Source organism: Ruegeria sp. ANG10, from assembly GCF_040705255.1.
Taxonomy (GTDB): domain Bacteria; phylum Pseudomonadota; class Alphaproteobacteria; order Rhodobacterales; family Rhodobacteraceae; genus Ruegeria.
In genome coordinates this window covers 89,918-105,317 of sequence record NZ_JBFCVU010000011.1, presented here as the reverse complement: position 1 = coordinate 105,317, position 15,400 = coordinate 89,918, and the positions used below count along the sequence as shown (strand labels likewise).

Genomic DNA, 15,400 nt, shown 5'->3' with positions numbered 1-15,400 from the left:
TAGTCTTTCCAGGAACTACGTGCGGGGTCCTGGATGACTGAACCATCGAACCGAGTTCTGATACTGGGCAGCGCGCCCGGCGCTTTGGCCGTGCAAGACTGGGCGCGCGATCCCTTTACCCATATTGTCGCGATCAACAACGCCTGGCGCATCCGGCCTGATTGGGACATTCTGATCCACCCCGAAGATTTCCCGATAACAAACCATCCAACTGGACTTGCCCCGCATCAGCGGATCATCACGGCGCAGGACTATGTACCGGCGCAAAATGGGTTCGGTGGATTTGTCTACGCTGGCGGGACGATGGCGTTTACAGCGGGCTATTGGGCTTTGGCGGCGCTACGGCCTGCGGTGCTGGCCTTTTTTGGCTGTGACATGATCTACCCCAGCGCCGGAAAAACACATTTCTACGGAACCGGAGAGGCAGACCCGCTGCGCGCGGATATCACTTTGCGATCGCTCGAGGCTAAATCGGCGCGCCTGGCGCTGTTTGGTGCAGTGCAGGGATGCCAGGTCGTCAGGCTGTCAAAAGGAGAGAGCCGTCTGCTGTTTCCGTCCGTCGGGATCGGTGATCTTGCAAGAGACGACTTACCCGAAACCGATGCGATGCAGGCTATTGTCCAGTCGGAGAATGAGCTGGGGTATCACGTGCCCTCGGGGCGGTATTGGGAAGTTGCGGACAGGTTCGACACTAGCAAGCTTGATGCGTTGGACCAGCAATGGCTGGCTGCCTATCGCGCGTCAGCCCTGAGAGATTTCGCCTGAAACGGTCAATAGATCAGGTGGCGAATTCGGCCCAGGCCCAGACCATCGCGATATAGGTCAGGTTGTGCATCAACTGGTCCAGACCCGCAGCGCGCCAAAAAGCAGCCTGTGTTGGCATCAGTTTTTTCTTGTCAGAATAACTGGCTTTGGCAAAATCGATGTTGAAATGTACGATCCACTCCAGGGCGGCTATTATAAGAATAAAAGCCCAAGGCGCACCGAACAGCACAAAGACAATAACGGATCCGATAACGTGTACGCCGGCATGTTGCGCGCGACCCCAGTGAAGATACTCACCACGACCGGATAGCATTTTGGGTGTCTGAAGGTAGAAATCCGCGAACATATGTTTGATCTGCAACAAGCAGAGCATCAACAACACTGCGCCCAAGCTGGCGGTCAAATTGTTTCTCCCGATATCGTCCTAAAGCGAACTCTAGGGGCTAAACTGGTGCGGCGCAAATAAACTAGGTCACACATGGCGAATTAATGTGCAAACTGGAAACTATTTGCGTCAGTGGTCACGAATGCTGTAAATTCAGCGTGTTGGATGCGCCGCAATTTCTTTCAGATCGGATCGGTGATTCAAAACAGGGGCAGGGTCCATAGAACGTTCGATTTTCCGGTTTATTTGGAAGTACTCAAAACGCGATCAGCTAATTCTGCTGGCCGTGACATCTACGCTATTTCCGCTGCTGTACCTGACACTGGAACTGCCCAAGCGCATCATCAACGATGCCATCGGTGCGACTAGTCCAATTGTAGATGTTCTGGGCTATGAGATTACTCAGACTACATTCCTGATCATCCTGTGTGGCGCGTTCTTGCTGGCGGTGCTGGCGCATGGCCTGATGAAGATGCGCATCAACACCATGAAAGGTGTACTCAGTGAACGGATGCTGCGCCGGTTCCGCTATCAGTTGATCAACCGCGCCCTGCGGTTCCCCCAACCGTATTTCGAGCGGGTCAGCCAGGGTGAGATGGTGTCGATGATCACTGCCGAAAGCGAGCCGATGGGTGGGCTAATGGGCGATGCGATCAGCCAGCCGGTTCTGCAGGCCGGACAGATGATCACGATCCTGTCGTTCCTGTTCCTGCAAAGCGTCTGGTTCGGGCTGGCCGCTGTGGCCCTGATTCCGCTGCAGGCTTGGCTAATTCCCAAGCTGCAGCGTCAGATCAACTTACTGAACAAGAAACGCATTCAGGAAGTCCGCATATTGGCCGCGCAAATTGGCGAGAATGCGGCCGGGGCTTCGACCCTGCGGGCCAATGGCGGTTGGCGTTATCGCCGGGCGATGATTTCGGAGCAGTTGGGACGGCTGTTCGGTATTCGGTTCGAGATCTACCAGAAAAAGTTCTTTATGAAGTTCATCAACAACTTCATTTCGCAGTTGACGCCGTTCATGTTCTATTTAATTGGCGGCCTTCTGGTTTTGCAGGGCTCGGTCTCATTGGGGGCGCTGGTGGCGGCGCTGGCGGCGTATAAGGACCTGAGCTCGCCTTGGAAAGAGCTGCTGACCTACTACAACCAGACGCAGGACATGTCGCTGCGCTGGGACGTGGTGGTCGAACGTTTTGCTCCGCCGGGAATGCCCGATGAAAAGCTGTTCGAGGGTGAGCCGGAAACGCGACCACATCTGAATGGGGATATCGCGCTGGATCGGGTTTCGGTTCGGGATATGGACGGCAATCAGGTTTTGGATGATCTGAACCTTACCTTTAAGGGCGGCCAAACTGTTGGGATTGCGGCCCCCAGCGAAGAGGACCGGCGCGCCGTTGCTGAGTTGCTGACGCGGGAAATCCTACCCAGCGCGGGCCGGGTCGAGATTGGTGGCGAAAACCTTTCGAACCTGCATCAAAGCGTGGTGGCCGCGCGCATTGGCTACGCCTCGTCACGCCCGGTCATGTTTCAGGGGACGTTGGGCGACAATGTGATGATGCCGATGCGTCAGAGGCCGCTGACAACGCAGTCCGACGACCCTGATTTTGCTGAGACACAGCGGGCAGGCAACAGCGCCGATCCGTATGATGCCGAGTGGCTTGACCCGTCTCAGGCCGGGTTGGACAGCCCCGACGCGCTGCGCGATTGGTGGTTGCACCTGATTGACGGCATGGGGTCAGGGGCGGCTTTGTTCCAGCGTGGATCAGAGCAAGTGTTTGATCCGGTTGAACACCCGGAATTGGCCAGCAAACTGGTCGAGCTGCGCCCCTTGGTCCAGCAGGCGGTGCAAAAGGCTCGGTTGGAACAACAAGCTTTGGTGTTTGATCGCGACACCTACAACCCGGCCTTGCCGGTGGTGGAAAACCTGCTGTTCGCCACGCCGCGCGTGCCGGTCACGCAGGAATTGCTGGCGCAGCAGACCGTCTTTTTGGGGCAACTGCGCGAGTTTGGCTTGGATGAAACACTGGTTGGCCTGACCCGGGATGTGATCGAGATGCTGCGTCAGATCTTTGGTCTGGACGGCACCGACCACCCGCTGTTCCGCAAGTTGGGACTTGAGGCGCAAACCTATGAGGCCGCGCTGGAACTGGTCGAGCGGACCAGGAATGAGGGCGTATCCGGTCTGGATGATGAACAACTGGCCAATCTACTGGCGGTGCCATTCGTGATTTCGGCGGAACAGATTGGGCCTGCCTTTACCGATGAGTTAAAGAACCGAATCCTCGAACTGCGTCACAGCCATTCCGAGAAACTGCTGGGGCGGTTGCATGACGTTTTCGTCTCGTTGGACAAAACGGCATTTGCGCCGGGTCTGACCGTTATGGAAAACGCTCTGTTCGGCAAAGTCAGTCAGATCGGGGGCGGTCGTTCGGACGAGGCGCGTAAGCTGATTGTCGATGTGCTGGACGAAAACGGCGCGCGCCCGCAGGTGGTCGAGCTGATCTATGACGTCCCGGTTGCAATCGGTGGTCAGAACTTGCCCGCCGTTTTTGCCGAACCACTGGCCTTTACCCGCGCGACGATCAAAAAGCCGGACATCCTGATCCTGGAAAACGCACTCGCCAGCTATGACATGGCGACCCAGGTCGCTGTTTACAAAAACCTGCGTCAGTTGTTGCCGGACACGACCGTCATCTATCTGAACGACCAGTTCGAAAATCCGGATGTATTCGACATGTTTGTCGAAATCCGGCAAGGTCGTGTGGTCTCGGACGGAGGGTATGATGCCGTGGAAGAGGACAGCGCCGCCTCAGCCGATCTGGCGCGCAAGCTGCGCGCGTTGGAACAGACGCCACTGTTTTCCGGTCTTGACCGCAGGCAGTTGCGTCTGCTGGCCTTTGGTGCGCGCTGGTTCGATGCCAAACCGGGCGAGGTTGTGTTCCTGAAGGATGACCAGCCCACCGATGGAGCTTATGTGGTGCTGGAGGGCGAGGCCGGGCTGTACCTGCCGCAGATGGAAGGGCCCGATCAGCTGATCACTAAGGTAGGGCCGGGGGCACTGGTGGGCGAACTCGGGCTGATCCGCAAAGAACCCCGCGCGTTAAGCATGATTGCCGAGACAGAACTGTCATGCCTGAGGATCGGTGAAGAGGAATTCCTGGCGGTCGTCGAAAACGATGCCGCGACCGCGTTCAAGCTGATGCAGGTGATTGCTGGGTACGTCTCTAACTAGATCTTGGGCTTGCAGAACAATTCGTAAAGCAGCCCGATGACCTGCGCGGTGTTGCCGTCGTGCAGTGAGTAGTAAATCGTCTTGCCGTCCCTGCGCGTAGACACCAGACGTTCCTGCCGTAACCGGGCCAGCATCTGGCTGACGGCGGCCTGCCGGATTTGCAGCAGGTCCTCGAGTTCACCCACTGATTTTTCACCGTCGCCCAGATGACACAGAATCATCAACCGGCCTTCATGGGCCAGTGTTTTCAGAAACGCCGCAGCCCGCGCGGCGCTTTCTTTCATGTCCGCCGGGTTTTCAGAATGTGCGCCTTCGGTGTCTTGGGCTTTGGGGGTCACACGCAGCCTGTTTATTCGCAATGGGGTTGGACCAATATGCCCTGAAACCGGTTTGGTTGTCACCCCTCGGTCGCTGGCGCTCCCCCTTGAAAGGCGTTGCCGTTGACATAGTCGCAAGGTTCTTCCTGCATTTGCAAATGCAGCCCGTCGCCGGTGTAGGGATGCGCGCGGGCCAGGTCCTCGTCCACCTCGATCCCAAGGCCGGGCGCGGTTGGGGCGGTCACGAACCCATCATCGACACGCAAAACGCCTTTAATCAGCTGATCGTGGAAAGGCGTTTCGATGGTCTCCAGCAGCAACAGATTTGGGATCGACGCGGCCAGATGGATATTGGCGGCCCATTCGATTGGTCCGGCATATAGATGCGGTGCCATTTGGGCATTGAACACCTCGGCCATGGCGGCGACCTTCTTCATCTCCCATATGCCACCGGCGCGGCCAAGGGCAGGTTGCAGGATCTCAGCGGCCCCGGCGCGCAGTACCGCTCCGAATTCGGCCTTGGTGGTCATGCGTTCACCGGTCGCGATAGGGATTCGGACGTTGCGGGCGACGCGGGCCATATCCTCGATCATGTCAGGTGGGGTGGGTTCTTCGAACCACAGTGGCGAATAGGGCTCTAGCGCCTGACCCAACCGGATTGCGCCTGCGGTGTTGAACTGACCATGGGTGCCAAACAGTAGGTCGGCCCTGTCCCCCACGGCCTCGCGAATGGCTTTGCAGAACGCGACCGACATTGAGATATCAGACATGGCAGGCATATGTCCGCCACGGATCGTATAGGGGCCTGCGGGGTCGAATTTCACCGCGGTGAATCCCCGCCGTACCATCTCGGCCGCGCATTCACCGGCCTGATCGGGTGAGGTCCAGAAATCGGACAGATCATGTTGCGGTAGGGGATAAAGGTAGGTGTAGGCCCGGATGCGTTCGTTCATCACCCCACCCAGCAGGGCATAGACCGGGCGGTCGCGATCCTTGCCCAGTATATCCCAACAGGCGATCTCAAGCCCCGAAAACGCGCCCATAACAGTCAGATCGGGTCGCTGAGTAAAGCCGCTGGAATAGGCACGGCGGAACATCAACTCGATGTTTTCGGGGTTTTCGCCCTGCATATGCCGTTCGAACACATCCCGGATCACATGCTGCATCGCGTCGGGACCAACGGATGAGGCATAACATTCCCCCCAGCCGGTGATCCCGGTATCGGTCGTCACCTTGACCAAAATCCAATACCGCCCGCCCCATCCCGGCGCAGGCGGGGCCGTGACGATGATATCTAGGTCCTGCAGTTTCATCCGGTGTCCTCCCCTTGGATGGCGTCAGCCCCTGTCGAACAGGATCACGTTGCGCTTGGCCGATCCGGTTTTGGTGTCTTCGATGGCCTCGTTGATCTGATCCAGGGACCACCGGCCCGAGATCAGCTCGTCCAATTTCAGCCGCCCCTGTTCATACAGGTCGATCATCCACGGGATATCGCGCTGAATAACAACATCGCCCATTTTTGAGCCCACCATGCCCTGACCCAGCGCGGCCAGAACTACAGGTTCATAGCTGGACATATCGCCCGAATGCGGCATACCGATCATGATCGCCCGACCGCCCCGACCCAAGTATCGCGGGGCCTGATCATAGGCCGGGATTGCGCCGACGGTGATCAGAACGGCATCTGCGCCGCGCCCACCCAGTGCCTTGTAGGCGGCTTGCCATGGCTTGTCTTGACTGGCTAAGACGCCATGCGTCGCGCCAAATTCCATGGCGATGTCCAGCTTTTCCTCGGTCATATCGACGGCCACAATCCGACGGGCCCCGGCAATACGGGCCCCCTGAATGGCGTTTAACCCGACACCACCCGCGCCGATGACCACCACGTCCTGACCAGGGCGTAGCTTCGCCGCATTCACCGCCGCACCAACCCCGGTGATCACGCCACAGGACAGCAGGCTGGCCACGTCTTTGGGCATTTCAGCGGGGAGTTTCACGATCTGGCGGTGGCTGACGACAACCTTTTCGGCAAAGGCACCGCAGGCCATCGCCTGATCTAAGGGACCACCGTCCACTGTCTGCAGCGGTCCTTTGACGGTGTCATAAGGCGTTTCGCAGATGGTTGGCTGGCCGCCTGCGCAAGACGGGCAGGACCCGCAGGCGCGGATCAGCGTGACAACGACCGGGTCGCCGACCTTGAAACCCCCGGCCTCATCACCAATTGCAGTGATCACCCCGGCGGCCTCGTGCCCATAGACGGCTGGCAAATGCCCACCCCACGCGCCGCTGGCGAAAGTGATGTCAGAGTGGCAGATGGCCACGGCATCCAACGTCACCTCGACTTCGCCTGTGGCGGGAGGGGCCAGAAGAACATCCTCGATGACCAGAGGTTCGTTGAACGCCCTGCACACGGCGGCTTTGATGGTTTGCATTGTGTCACTCTCTTGGTTTTGGCCACGGTGGCGCGTGAGAGCGAGAGTCGCAAGACGGAAACCGTCATTAGGAGGTCGTTGTTACGCCACGACTGGGCGCGATCGCAGAAACAAGGCAAATCCCACGACCATCAAAAGCAGTGCCAGCAGGAAGGGCGCGCCGGGCAGATAGATTGCCGCCTCGGGTTTGGCAAAATGTGCGAACACGCTGGTCATCACCAGTGGCGAAATCACCATCGACAGCGCATGCAGCGAGGTCAGCACCCCCTGCAACTCACCTTGCTGCGAATCCGGGGTGGCGCGAGATGTCAGGGCCTGAAGGGCGGGGGTCACGACAGCTCCGGCGGCGGTGATCGGGATCAGCATCAGAGCGATGAAGCCATTGGTCAGGAAAGCCAACAGCAAAAAGCTGACCACTTCGAAAGCCATACCGTAGATGATCGTTACCCTCTCACCCAGATATCGGGTCGCGGGGCGGATCAGGCCACCTTGCACAGCGGCCATGCCGATCCCATACAAGCCCAGTGACAGACCGATCATTTGCGGTGACCAGCCAAAGCGCTCGGTTGTGAAATAGGCCCAGATTGCGGGGTAAACGTAGATGGACACCGAATAGAGGAAATAGACCCACAGCATCGGGCGGATGCCCGGCAACGATGCGATGGCGCGTAAAGAGTTGACCGGATTTGCGCGGCGCAGGCTGAAGGCCCGGCGGGTTTTGTCGGTCACCGTTTCCGGCATGACCAGAAGGCCGCCCAGAAAAGTCAGCGCGGACAAGGCCGCTGCCGCCCAGAAAGGCGCGCGGGTTCCGTATTCGCTCAGCAACCCGCCGATGACTGGGCCCAACACAAACCCCACCCCAAAGGCAGCTCCTAGCAGGCCAAAATTCGCAGCCTTTTCGTGGGGTTTCGAGACATCCGCCATGAACGCTGCAGCTGTGGCATGGGTGGCGGCAGTGATACCGCCCACGATACGCCCGGCCAGCAGCAACCAGATGCTACCGGCAATCGCCATCACTACATAGTCCAGCGACATTACGAACAACGACACCAACAGCACAGTACGCCGGCCATAGGCGTCGGATAGGTTGCCCAGAATTGGCCCAAATACGAATTGCATCGCGGCAAAGGCGGTGCTGAGCACACCGCCCCAGATCGCTGCATCGGCCAGGGTGCCGCCCTGAACCTCGACGATCAGCTCTGGCATGATGGGCAATACCAGACCGATGCCCATGGCGTCGATCATCACCGTGCCGAGTACAAAGAGAAAGGGTAGACGCATAAATACCGCTCGCGAGAATCGCCCGGACCCTATCACGCTTCGTTCACCTGTGAAGCACCTGTAACGTCAGGTCATGCCGCCGGTAATTTTTGTTCCAGATCGTCCAGGATTTCGGACAGAAGACGGGGATGAGAGAAGAACGGAGAATGCGAACTGCTGATCGATTTTCGCAAATCTTCAGGTGCCACGCGGCTCATCTGTTCTTCGTATTCCCTCGGGATCGTATGGTCGTCCGTCGCGGTGATGTAAGCCTTGGGGACTCGCGCGAAATTTTCGGCAACGGACAGCGGAGTTTCCTGCGGTGCGATGGGCTGAGGGCACATGCGTGCAAGGGCATAGGGTACGGTTTCAGGTGCGCAGTCGTGATAAAACAAATCTTGCACCATGTCTGGCCTGAACGTGTAGGATAGGCAATCGGTGGATTTTTCGACGGCATCGACGACCAGTTGGCGTGGGGCCCTTTTGCGCATCTCAATCATCGAAAGGCCATCTTGCGGAACATATGCGCACAGATAGATCAGGGCGCGCATGGCGTCCGGGGCCGCCTCGGCGGCGGCGCTGACGGGATAGCCGCCCCAGGAATGGCCAACGAGGATCGTCTGCGGGGTCGAGGCCGAAAGAACTGCATCGCGGCAACTGTCCAGCGTGACGTCGGCAATCGGCGTCGGGTCCGAGCCGTGGCTGGGCAGGTCAATTGCGCGCGCCGTGTGACCCAGTGCCGTCAGGGCGGGAATGACATCACGCCAGCACCATGCGCCATGACACGATCCATGGACCAACAGAAAATCTGCCAAAACAGTGCTCCTTCAAATATGTCCGATATCGGTCAGAAAATTACGCAGCAGGGCGGCGTATTCCGCCGGTTGTTCAACACAGGGCAGGTGACCGGCCCGGCGCATCAGTTCGAATTTCGAGCCAGGGATAAGTTCAACAGTTTCGCGCACCAGATCCGGAGGGGTCGAGCCGTCCTCGCTGCCGGCAATGCCCAGCGTCGGCAGGCGCAGGCCGCTGGTAGGAGTGAAGAAATCTGTGCCCGAAATCGCAGCACAGCAACCCAGATAACCGTCAACGGGCTGTCGAACCATCATGTTGCGCCACAGCAGGTGTTCCGGCGCTGAGCGGAAACTTTTGGAAAACCACCGTTCCATCGTCGCATCGGCCAGCGCTTCGATACCGCCTTGGCGGACCGCATCCATACGGTCCTGCCAGATTGAAGGGATGCCGATCTTGGCGGCGGTGTTCGACAGGACCAGCGCGCGGATTTGATCCATACGCTTTACCGCCAAACCCTGCGCGATCAGGCCACCGATGGACAGGCCGACAAAGACGCAATCGCGAACGTCCAACAGATCCAGCAATGCCTCGGCATCGCGCACCAGCGCGCCCATGGAATACGGGGCAGGCGGTTGTGACGATAGGCCATGCCCGCGCTTGTCATAGCGAATGATCCGTAAACCGGCAGGCAGATGCGGCAGCATCGCGTCCCAAAGGCGCAGATCGGTTCCTAGCGAGTTGGCAAAAACAATGGGCGCGCCGTTTGGATCACCATCGACGCGATAGTGCAACTGCACTTCTCCAATATCTGCGATCTGCATGACACAATCCCCTGTCGTCATACTTTAAGGTATCAGGTTGACCCAAACATTGATCAATGTCAGGTCAGGAATTCCAGCGCTTTTCCAAAGACTTCCGGGTCCACATTGCCCCCCGAGGCCACGACGATCACCGCGTCGCCTTCGATTTGTTCTTTGCGGAAAAGGGCCGAAGCCAACGAAACCGCGCCGCCCGGTTCTAGCACGATTTTCAGACGCAGAAAGGCCAGAGCCATCGCACGCATGGCTTCCACTTCAGTGACCGACAGGCCCGGACCACACAAGCGGCTGAGAATTGGAAAGGTAATCTGTCCGGGCTGCGGCGTCAGGATCGCGTCACAGATATTGCCCGCAGTTTCAGCATTGGCCTGAATCTGACCGCTGGCCAATGAGCGTTTGACGTCGTCGAACCCTTCGGGCTCGCATGTGCGGGCGCGCAGTCCGGGTGCGTGACCTTCGAGCGCCAGCGCGATCCCCGAAGTCAACCCGCCACCACCGCAGCAGACCAGAACATCCGCCTGTTCAACGCCCAATTCGGCGGCCTGCCGGGCAAGCTCCAACCCGGTGGTGCCCTGACCGGCGATCACCTGCGGTTCATCATACGGGCGGATTAGGGTCAGGCCGTGTTCGGCGGCCAGGGATTCGCCAATCTCTTCGCGGCTTTCGTTTGCGCGATCATACAGGACGACCTCGCCCCCCAGCGCGCGGGTGTTGTCGATCTTCAACTGGGGCGCGTCCGAGGGCATGATGATCACTGACGAAATGCCGTGTCGTGCTGCGGCTAATGCCACTCCCTGCGCGTGATTGCCCGAGGAATAGGCGATCACGCCGCGCTGTCGGTCCTGTGCGTTCAGCGCCGAGATCGCCGACCACGCGCCACGGAACTTGAAGCTGCCCGTATGTTGCAGGCATTCGGGCTTTACCAGCACCCGACGCCCCGCCAGGTCATCCAGAAAGGGCGACGTCAACAGCGGTGTTTCCCGAACGTGACCCCTCAGCCGATCGGCGGCGGCTTCGATCATCTCCAAAGTGCTCATACGGTATCCAATACTTTGCGGATAAGGGCCAAAGACTGCGGTTCGTCCAGAAACGGCACATGGCCGCGATCCGGTATTTCTGCCGAGATAAGATCGGGGTTGCGTTTGTGCATCTCGACCAGCGTATCCTTGCCGAGAAGATCCGAATTTGCGCCCCGAATGACCCCGGTGGGTATGTGGCGCAAGGCTTCGAAGAACATCCACAAATCCGGGAATTCGCCCGCAGCGGCTTGTTCCAATAGTGCAGTCCGCAAGGCCGGATCATAGCGCAACGTTAGGCCGTCCTCGGTCTGTTCGTATTGGGTTTCCACCTGCTGCCGCCACCGGTCCTGCGAAACGCCGGGGAATTGCTGCCCCATCACCTGCTGCAAGATTATCGCGGCTTCGTCATAGGTTTTAGAGGTCGGCTGCTTGCCCACATAATCCATGATCTTGGCAATACCTACAGGGTCGATTACCGGGCCGACATCATTCAGAATCACTCCGGACAGCCGTTCGGGATGGCTGACGGCCAGCGCCATGGCAATCAATCCGCCGCGCGAAGTGCCCAAGACAACCGCACGGTCCAATCCCAGATGATCTAGCAGCTCGATCACATCAAGGGATTCGCGGATGATGTTATAGTTCATGTAGTCCGGGTCATGATCCGATTGCCCGCGCCCCCGGTAATCCATCGTGATCATCCGCACATCGGTGATATGTGGCGCCAGGAACGCGAAATCCTGGCTGTTGCGGGTCAGTCCGGCAAGGCACAACACCGGAGTACCGGTCCCGATGTCATCGAAGAAAAGGCGCCTGTCATCAGACGTGGTGAAAAAAGCCATTAAACTCCGGCGAGTTGAGGGATCGTTGTCAGGTCGGACAGAACATGTGCGGGCTTCCATGGCAAGCGGTCTATTGGCTCATCTGCACGATTAACCCAGGCGGTTACGAACCCGTACCCGCTGGCCCCGGCGGCGTCCCATCCGTTCGAGCTGACAAAAAGCACCTCGTCACGGGCGCAGTTAAAACGCTGCTGCACCAGATCGTAGACACTGGAATGAGGTTTGAAGACGCCGACACTTTCGACTGACAGCACAGCGTCCAGCACGCCGCCAATCCCTGCCGATTGCACTGCACCATCCAACATGGGCGGCGACCCGTTGGACAGTATCGCGGTGTTCAATCCGCCCTCTTTCAGGGCAGTCAGCATTTGGGGCACTTCCGGATAGGCCTGCAATTCCCAATACAGGTCCAGCAGACGTTGGCGCAGGGTGGGATCGCCCTCAAGCCCGGTGGCGTCCAACGCCCAGTCCAGCCCGTCTTGCGTGACATCCCAGAAATCGGCATGGGCATCGGTGATCGCGCGCAGCCAAGTGTATTGCAACTGTTTCAGCCGCCAATGATTTGCCAATTCGGGCCATTTCTGTTGCAGCTTCTCGAACCCGGGCTCGGATGCGGCTTGCCGCGCGGCGGCGGCAACGTCGAACAGCGTGCCATAGGCATCGAATACGCAAGTGGTGATCGGCATCAATTCCCCTCCCTCATTCGCGCGCAGGTTGGCACAAGTGATGCAGGCACAAAAGGGGGGAGGGTTTACAATAGCGCGTTACCCCCTAGGGTTGGCCGCTCAATTTCTTAACGGCCGGAGGCCACCTATGACCGAGATCAAACAAGGCGACACGGTTCGCATCCATTACAAGGGTACTTTGCTGGACGGAAACGTGTTCGACAGTTCCGAAGGGCGCGACCCGCTGGAATTTGTGGTTGGGTCCGGTCAAATCATTCCCGGTCTGGATACGGCCATGCCCGGTCTGACAGCTGGCGAAAAAAAACGGGTCGAGATTGCCTGCGTGGATGCCTATGGCCCGATCAATCCGGCGATGCGGCAGCAGATCCCGCGCGAAGGGATACCGGATGACATCCCGCTTGAGCCTGGCACTCAGCTACAGATGCAGACACCGGATGGGCAAGCGCTGCCTGTGACGGTGGTGGAGGTGGATGACGCAACCGTCACGCTGGACGCCAATCACCCGTTGGCCGGTCAGGATCTGATTTTTGATATCGAGGTTGTTTCAATCAACTGACAACTGTGGGCCAGCGTGTTGGATCAGCCTGAGATCAGGCTGGTCCAGGATGTGAGGGTGGTGCGGACTTCTGCCTGTGTGAAGAACACAAACAGCATCAGCAGCGTGGTCAGGGCCAGCAATGCGATCCGGCCGCGTTGCCCCAGAAAACCCGATTTGCGCCGGGATGCCCGTGTGGTGGTGGCGATGATTTGTTCTGCTTTGCTCATGCCGCTATCACTGCCCGGAAAAGATGGTTAAATCTTGGCACGGACAGGGAAAGATCAGGTCACATGTGATCGGGTTGCGGCATGCCCAGAACATGGAAGCCACCGTCCACCCGAATTATCTCGCCCGAGGTGCAGGCCCCGACGTCCGAAGTTAGGTAAACGGCGGTGCCGCCGACGGCTTCGAGCGTTGCGTTTGCGCGCATCGGTGCGTTCTGATCGCAGAACTTGTAGGTCTTGCGCGCACCGCCGATGGCCGCACCTGCCAGCGTTTTCATCGGGCCGGGTGAGATGGCGTTCACGCGGATGCCTTCGGGTCCCAGATCATTGGCCAGATAGCGGGTCGCCGATTCCAGCGCTGCCTTGGCCACGCCCATAACGTTGTAGTTCGGCACGACCCGGTTCGAACCCTGGTAGGTCAGCGTCAGCAGTGAACCACCATTGTCCTTCATCAACGGATAAGCGCGGCGCGCAACCTCGATAAACGAATAGGCCGACACATCCATGGAGTGTTTGAAATTCGCCCGCGTGGTGTTCAGGAACCGGCCGGTCAGTTCGGATTTATCCGAATAGGCGATCGCGTGAACCACGAAATCAATTGTCGGCCAGCGCGCGCCCAGCTCATCGAACGCACGGTCCAGAGATTCGTCGTCAGTGACATCTGCATCCACCATGAAATCGCTGCCCAGGCTTTGGGCCAATGGCTCCAGCCGTTTTCCGAAGGCTTCACCCTGATAGGTGAAGGCCAGTTCTGCGCCGGCTTCGTGCATGGCCTTGGCAATGCCCCACGCAATCGAGCGGTCATTTGCCACGCCCATGATCAGGCCGCGTTTGCCCTTGAGAGTATCCGACATCGTATTCACCCGTTATACTTTGACAGAACCATGGACCCGTTTGTGCCACCAAAGCCGAAGCTGTTGGTCATCACGCTGTCCAAGCCTGCGTTTTCAACTACTTGAGTTGCAATTTCACCGGGCAGGATGCCTTCGGCAAGTGTGTCGACGTTGATCGACGGAGTAATGAAATCATGGTGCAGCATCAGCAGGCAGAAGACCGCTTCAAGCGCACCTGCGGCACCCTGTGCGTGGCCCGTCATCGACTTTGTCGATGAAATCGGGGGCACATTGCCTTCGCCAAAGATACGGCGCACGGCCTCGACCTCTCCCACGTCGCCGACCGGGGTCGAGGTGCCGTGAGCGTTGATGTAGCCGACCTTGCGGCCTTCTTGCAGGGTCGAAAGGGCCAAGCGCATCGCGCGCTCACCCCCCTCACCGGACGGGGCCACCATGTCGTGGCCGTCCGAGGTCGCGGCATAGCCGGTCACTTCGGCATAAATCTTGGCACCGCGGGCCAGCGCGTGCTCCAGATCCTCAAGCACAACGATGCCGCCGCCGCCCGAGATCACGAACCCGTCGCGATTCTGGTCGAACGCGCGCGAGGCTTTGTCGGGCGTGTCGTTGTATTTCGAGGACATCGCGCCCATCGCGTCGAACAGGCAGGACAGGGTCCAGTCCAGTTCTTCTCCGCCGCCGGCGAACATAACGTCCTGTTTGCCCAGCATGATCTGTTCGGCCGCGTTGCCGATGCAATGCAGCGAGGTCGAACAGGCCGAAGTGATCGAATAGTTGATGCCCTTGATCTTGAACGCTGTCGCAAGGTTGGCCGAGATCGTCGAGCACATGCATTTCGGAACCGCGAACGGCCCGATCCGCTTGGTTGCGCCGGTTTTCAGCACCGTCTGATGCGCGGTCAGCATGGCGCTGGTCGACGGGCCGCCCGATCCGGCCACAAGCCCGGTGCGCGGGTTCTGAACCTGATCCTCGGTTAGTCCTGAATCTGCAATTGCCTGGGTCATGGCAATATGGGCGTAGGCCGCGCCGGGCCCCATGAAGCGCAGGGTGCGCTTGTCTACATGCTCGGATACATCAATATCCAGCGATCCGGCGATTTGGCTGCGAAAGCCATGTTCGACCATCTGCTCGTTGGCCACGATGCCGGATTTACCTGCCTTGAGTGAGGCCAGAACCTCTTCGGCATTGTTCCCGATGGAAGAGACAACCCCCAGACCGGTGACAACTACTCGACGCATG

General features: G+C 58.8%; 16 protein-coding genes. 3 read left to right on the top strand and 13 right to left on the bottom strand.

What is annotated here, in order from left to right; genetic code table 11:
• The first annotated feature begins 33 nt into the window (after nucleotides 1-33).
• Nucleotides 34-765 (top strand): hypothetical protein, encoded by a 732-nt coding sequence (locus AB1A64_RS19335; protein ID WP_366553325.1) that lies wholly within the window; start codon nucleotides 34-36, stop codon nucleotides 763-765.
• A 13-nt stretch (nucleotides 766-778) separates the two neighbouring features.
• On the opposite strand, the gene AB1A64_RS19330 is transcribed toward AB1A64_RS19335, so the two are convergent.
• Nucleotides 779-1,168 carry a DUF3307 domain-containing protein gene (locus AB1A64_RS19330; protein ID WP_366553323.1) on the bottom strand — a complete coding sequence of 130 codons (390 nt, stop codon included), beginning with the start codon at nucleotides 1,166-1,168 and terminating at the stop codon, nucleotides 779-781.
• A 214-nt stretch (nucleotides 1,169-1,382) separates the two neighbouring features.
• Here AB1A64_RS19330 and AB1A64_RS19325 point away from each other — a divergent pair, with 214 nt between their 5' ends.
• The gene (locus AB1A64_RS19325; RefSeq protein WP_366553405.1) at nucleotides 1,383-4,379 is read left to right on the top strand and encodes an ABC transporter transmembrane domain-containing protein; all 2,997 of its coding nucleotides are present in this window, start codon (nucleotides 1,383-1,385) and stop codon (nucleotides 4,377-4,379) included.
• Here the strand turns inward: AB1A64_RS19325 and AB1A64_RS19320 are convergent.
• The 9 genes from AB1A64_RS19320 to AB1A64_RS19280 form a co-directional block, all read right to left on the bottom strand.
• Nucleotides 4,376-4,663 (bottom strand): metalloregulator ArsR/SmtB family transcription factor, encoded by a 288-nt coding sequence (locus tag AB1A64_RS19320; protein WP_170578412.1) that lies wholly within the window; start codon nucleotides 4,661-4,663, stop codon nucleotides 4,376-4,378. The two genes, AB1A64_RS19325 and AB1A64_RS19320, sit on opposite strands and share 4 nt — an antisense overlap.
• Before the next feature lie 113 nt (nucleotides 4,664-4,776).
• Nucleotides 4,777-6,009, bottom strand: a complete 1,233-nt coding sequence (locus tag AB1A64_RS19315) for a mandelate racemase/muconate lactonizing enzyme family protein (protein WP_366553321.1) — start codon at nucleotides 6,007-6,009, stop codon at nucleotides 4,777-4,779.
• A 24-nt stretch (nucleotides 6,010-6,033) separates the two neighbouring features.
• Nucleotides 6,034-7,128, bottom strand: coding sequence for a Zn-dependent alcohol dehydrogenase (locus tag AB1A64_RS19310; RefSeq protein WP_366553319.1), 1,095 nt, complete (start codon nucleotides 7,126-7,128; stop codon nucleotides 6,034-6,036).
• Between the two features lie 81 nt (nucleotides 7,129-7,209).
• Entirely contained in the window at nucleotides 7,210-8,409 is a 1,200-nt protein-coding gene (locus AB1A64_RS19305) for a TCR/Tet family MFS transporter (RefSeq protein ID WP_366553317.1), read from the bottom strand.
• Between the two features lie 71 nt (nucleotides 8,410-8,480).
• Nucleotides 8,481-9,203 carry an alpha/beta fold hydrolase gene (locus tag AB1A64_RS19300; RefSeq protein WP_366553315.1) on the bottom strand — a complete coding sequence of 241 codons (723 nt, stop codon included), beginning with the start codon at nucleotides 9,201-9,203 and terminating at the stop codon, nucleotides 8,481-8,483.
• Nucleotides 9,204-9,215: 12 nt separating this feature from the next.
• Complete coding sequence (pcaD, locus tag AB1A64_RS19295) at nucleotides 9,216-10,004, bottom strand: 3-oxoadipate enol-lactonase (RefSeq protein WP_366553313.1); 789 nt, start codon at nucleotides 10,002-10,004, stop codon at nucleotides 9,216-9,218.
• Nucleotides 10,005-10,063: 59 nt separating this feature from the next.
• Nucleotides 10,064-11,038: a threonine/serine dehydratase gene (locus AB1A64_RS19290; RefSeq protein ID WP_366553311.1), complete on the bottom strand. Its 975-nt coding sequence runs from the start codon at nucleotides 11,036-11,038 to the stop codon at nucleotides 10,064-10,066.
• Nucleotides 11,035-11,862 (bottom strand): alpha/beta hydrolase, encoded by an 828-nt coding sequence (locus tag AB1A64_RS19285; protein ID WP_366553309.1) that lies wholly within the window; start codon nucleotides 11,860-11,862, stop codon nucleotides 11,035-11,037. The genes AB1A64_RS19290 and AB1A64_RS19285 overlap by 4 nt, the downstream gene beginning before the upstream one ends.
• Entirely contained in the window at nucleotides 11,862-12,548 is a 687-nt protein-coding gene (locus AB1A64_RS19280; RefSeq protein WP_366553307.1) for a haloacid dehalogenase type II, read from the bottom strand. Before AB1A64_RS19280 ends, AB1A64_RS19285 begins: the two co-directional genes overlap by 1 nt.
• Nucleotides 12,549-12,675: 127 nt before the next feature.
• On the opposite strand from AB1A64_RS19280, the gene AB1A64_RS19275 reads away from it, so the two are divergent.
• Complete coding sequence (locus tag AB1A64_RS19275) at nucleotides 12,676-13,104, top strand: peptidylprolyl isomerase (protein WP_170351781.1); 429 nt, start codon at nucleotides 12,676-12,678, stop codon at nucleotides 13,102-13,104.
• 23 nt (nucleotides 13,105-13,127) lie between these two features.
• Here the strand turns inward: AB1A64_RS19275 and AB1A64_RS19270 are convergent, their stop codons facing one another.
• Genes AB1A64_RS19270 through fabB form a run of 3 tightly spaced genes read right to left on the bottom strand, consistent with a single transcriptional unit; the run spans nucleotide 13,128 to nucleotide 15,399 of the window.
• Entirely contained in the window at nucleotides 13,128-13,313 is a 186-nt protein-coding gene (locus tag AB1A64_RS19270) for a hypothetical protein (protein WP_170351780.1), read from the bottom strand.
• Nucleotides 13,314-13,372: 59 nt separating this feature from the next.
• A complete protein-coding gene (locus AB1A64_RS19265) occupies nucleotides 13,373-14,164 on the bottom strand; it encodes an enoyl-ACP reductase (protein ID WP_170517680.1) in 792 nt (263 codons plus the stop codon).
• 5 nt (nucleotides 14,165-14,169) lie between these two features.
• Complete coding sequence (fabB, locus tag AB1A64_RS19260) at nucleotides 14,170-15,399, bottom strand: beta-ketoacyl-ACP synthase I (RefSeq protein ID WP_366553304.1); 1,230 nt, start codon at nucleotides 15,397-15,399, stop codon at nucleotides 14,170-14,172.
• Nucleotide 15,400 lies beyond the last annotated feature (1 nt).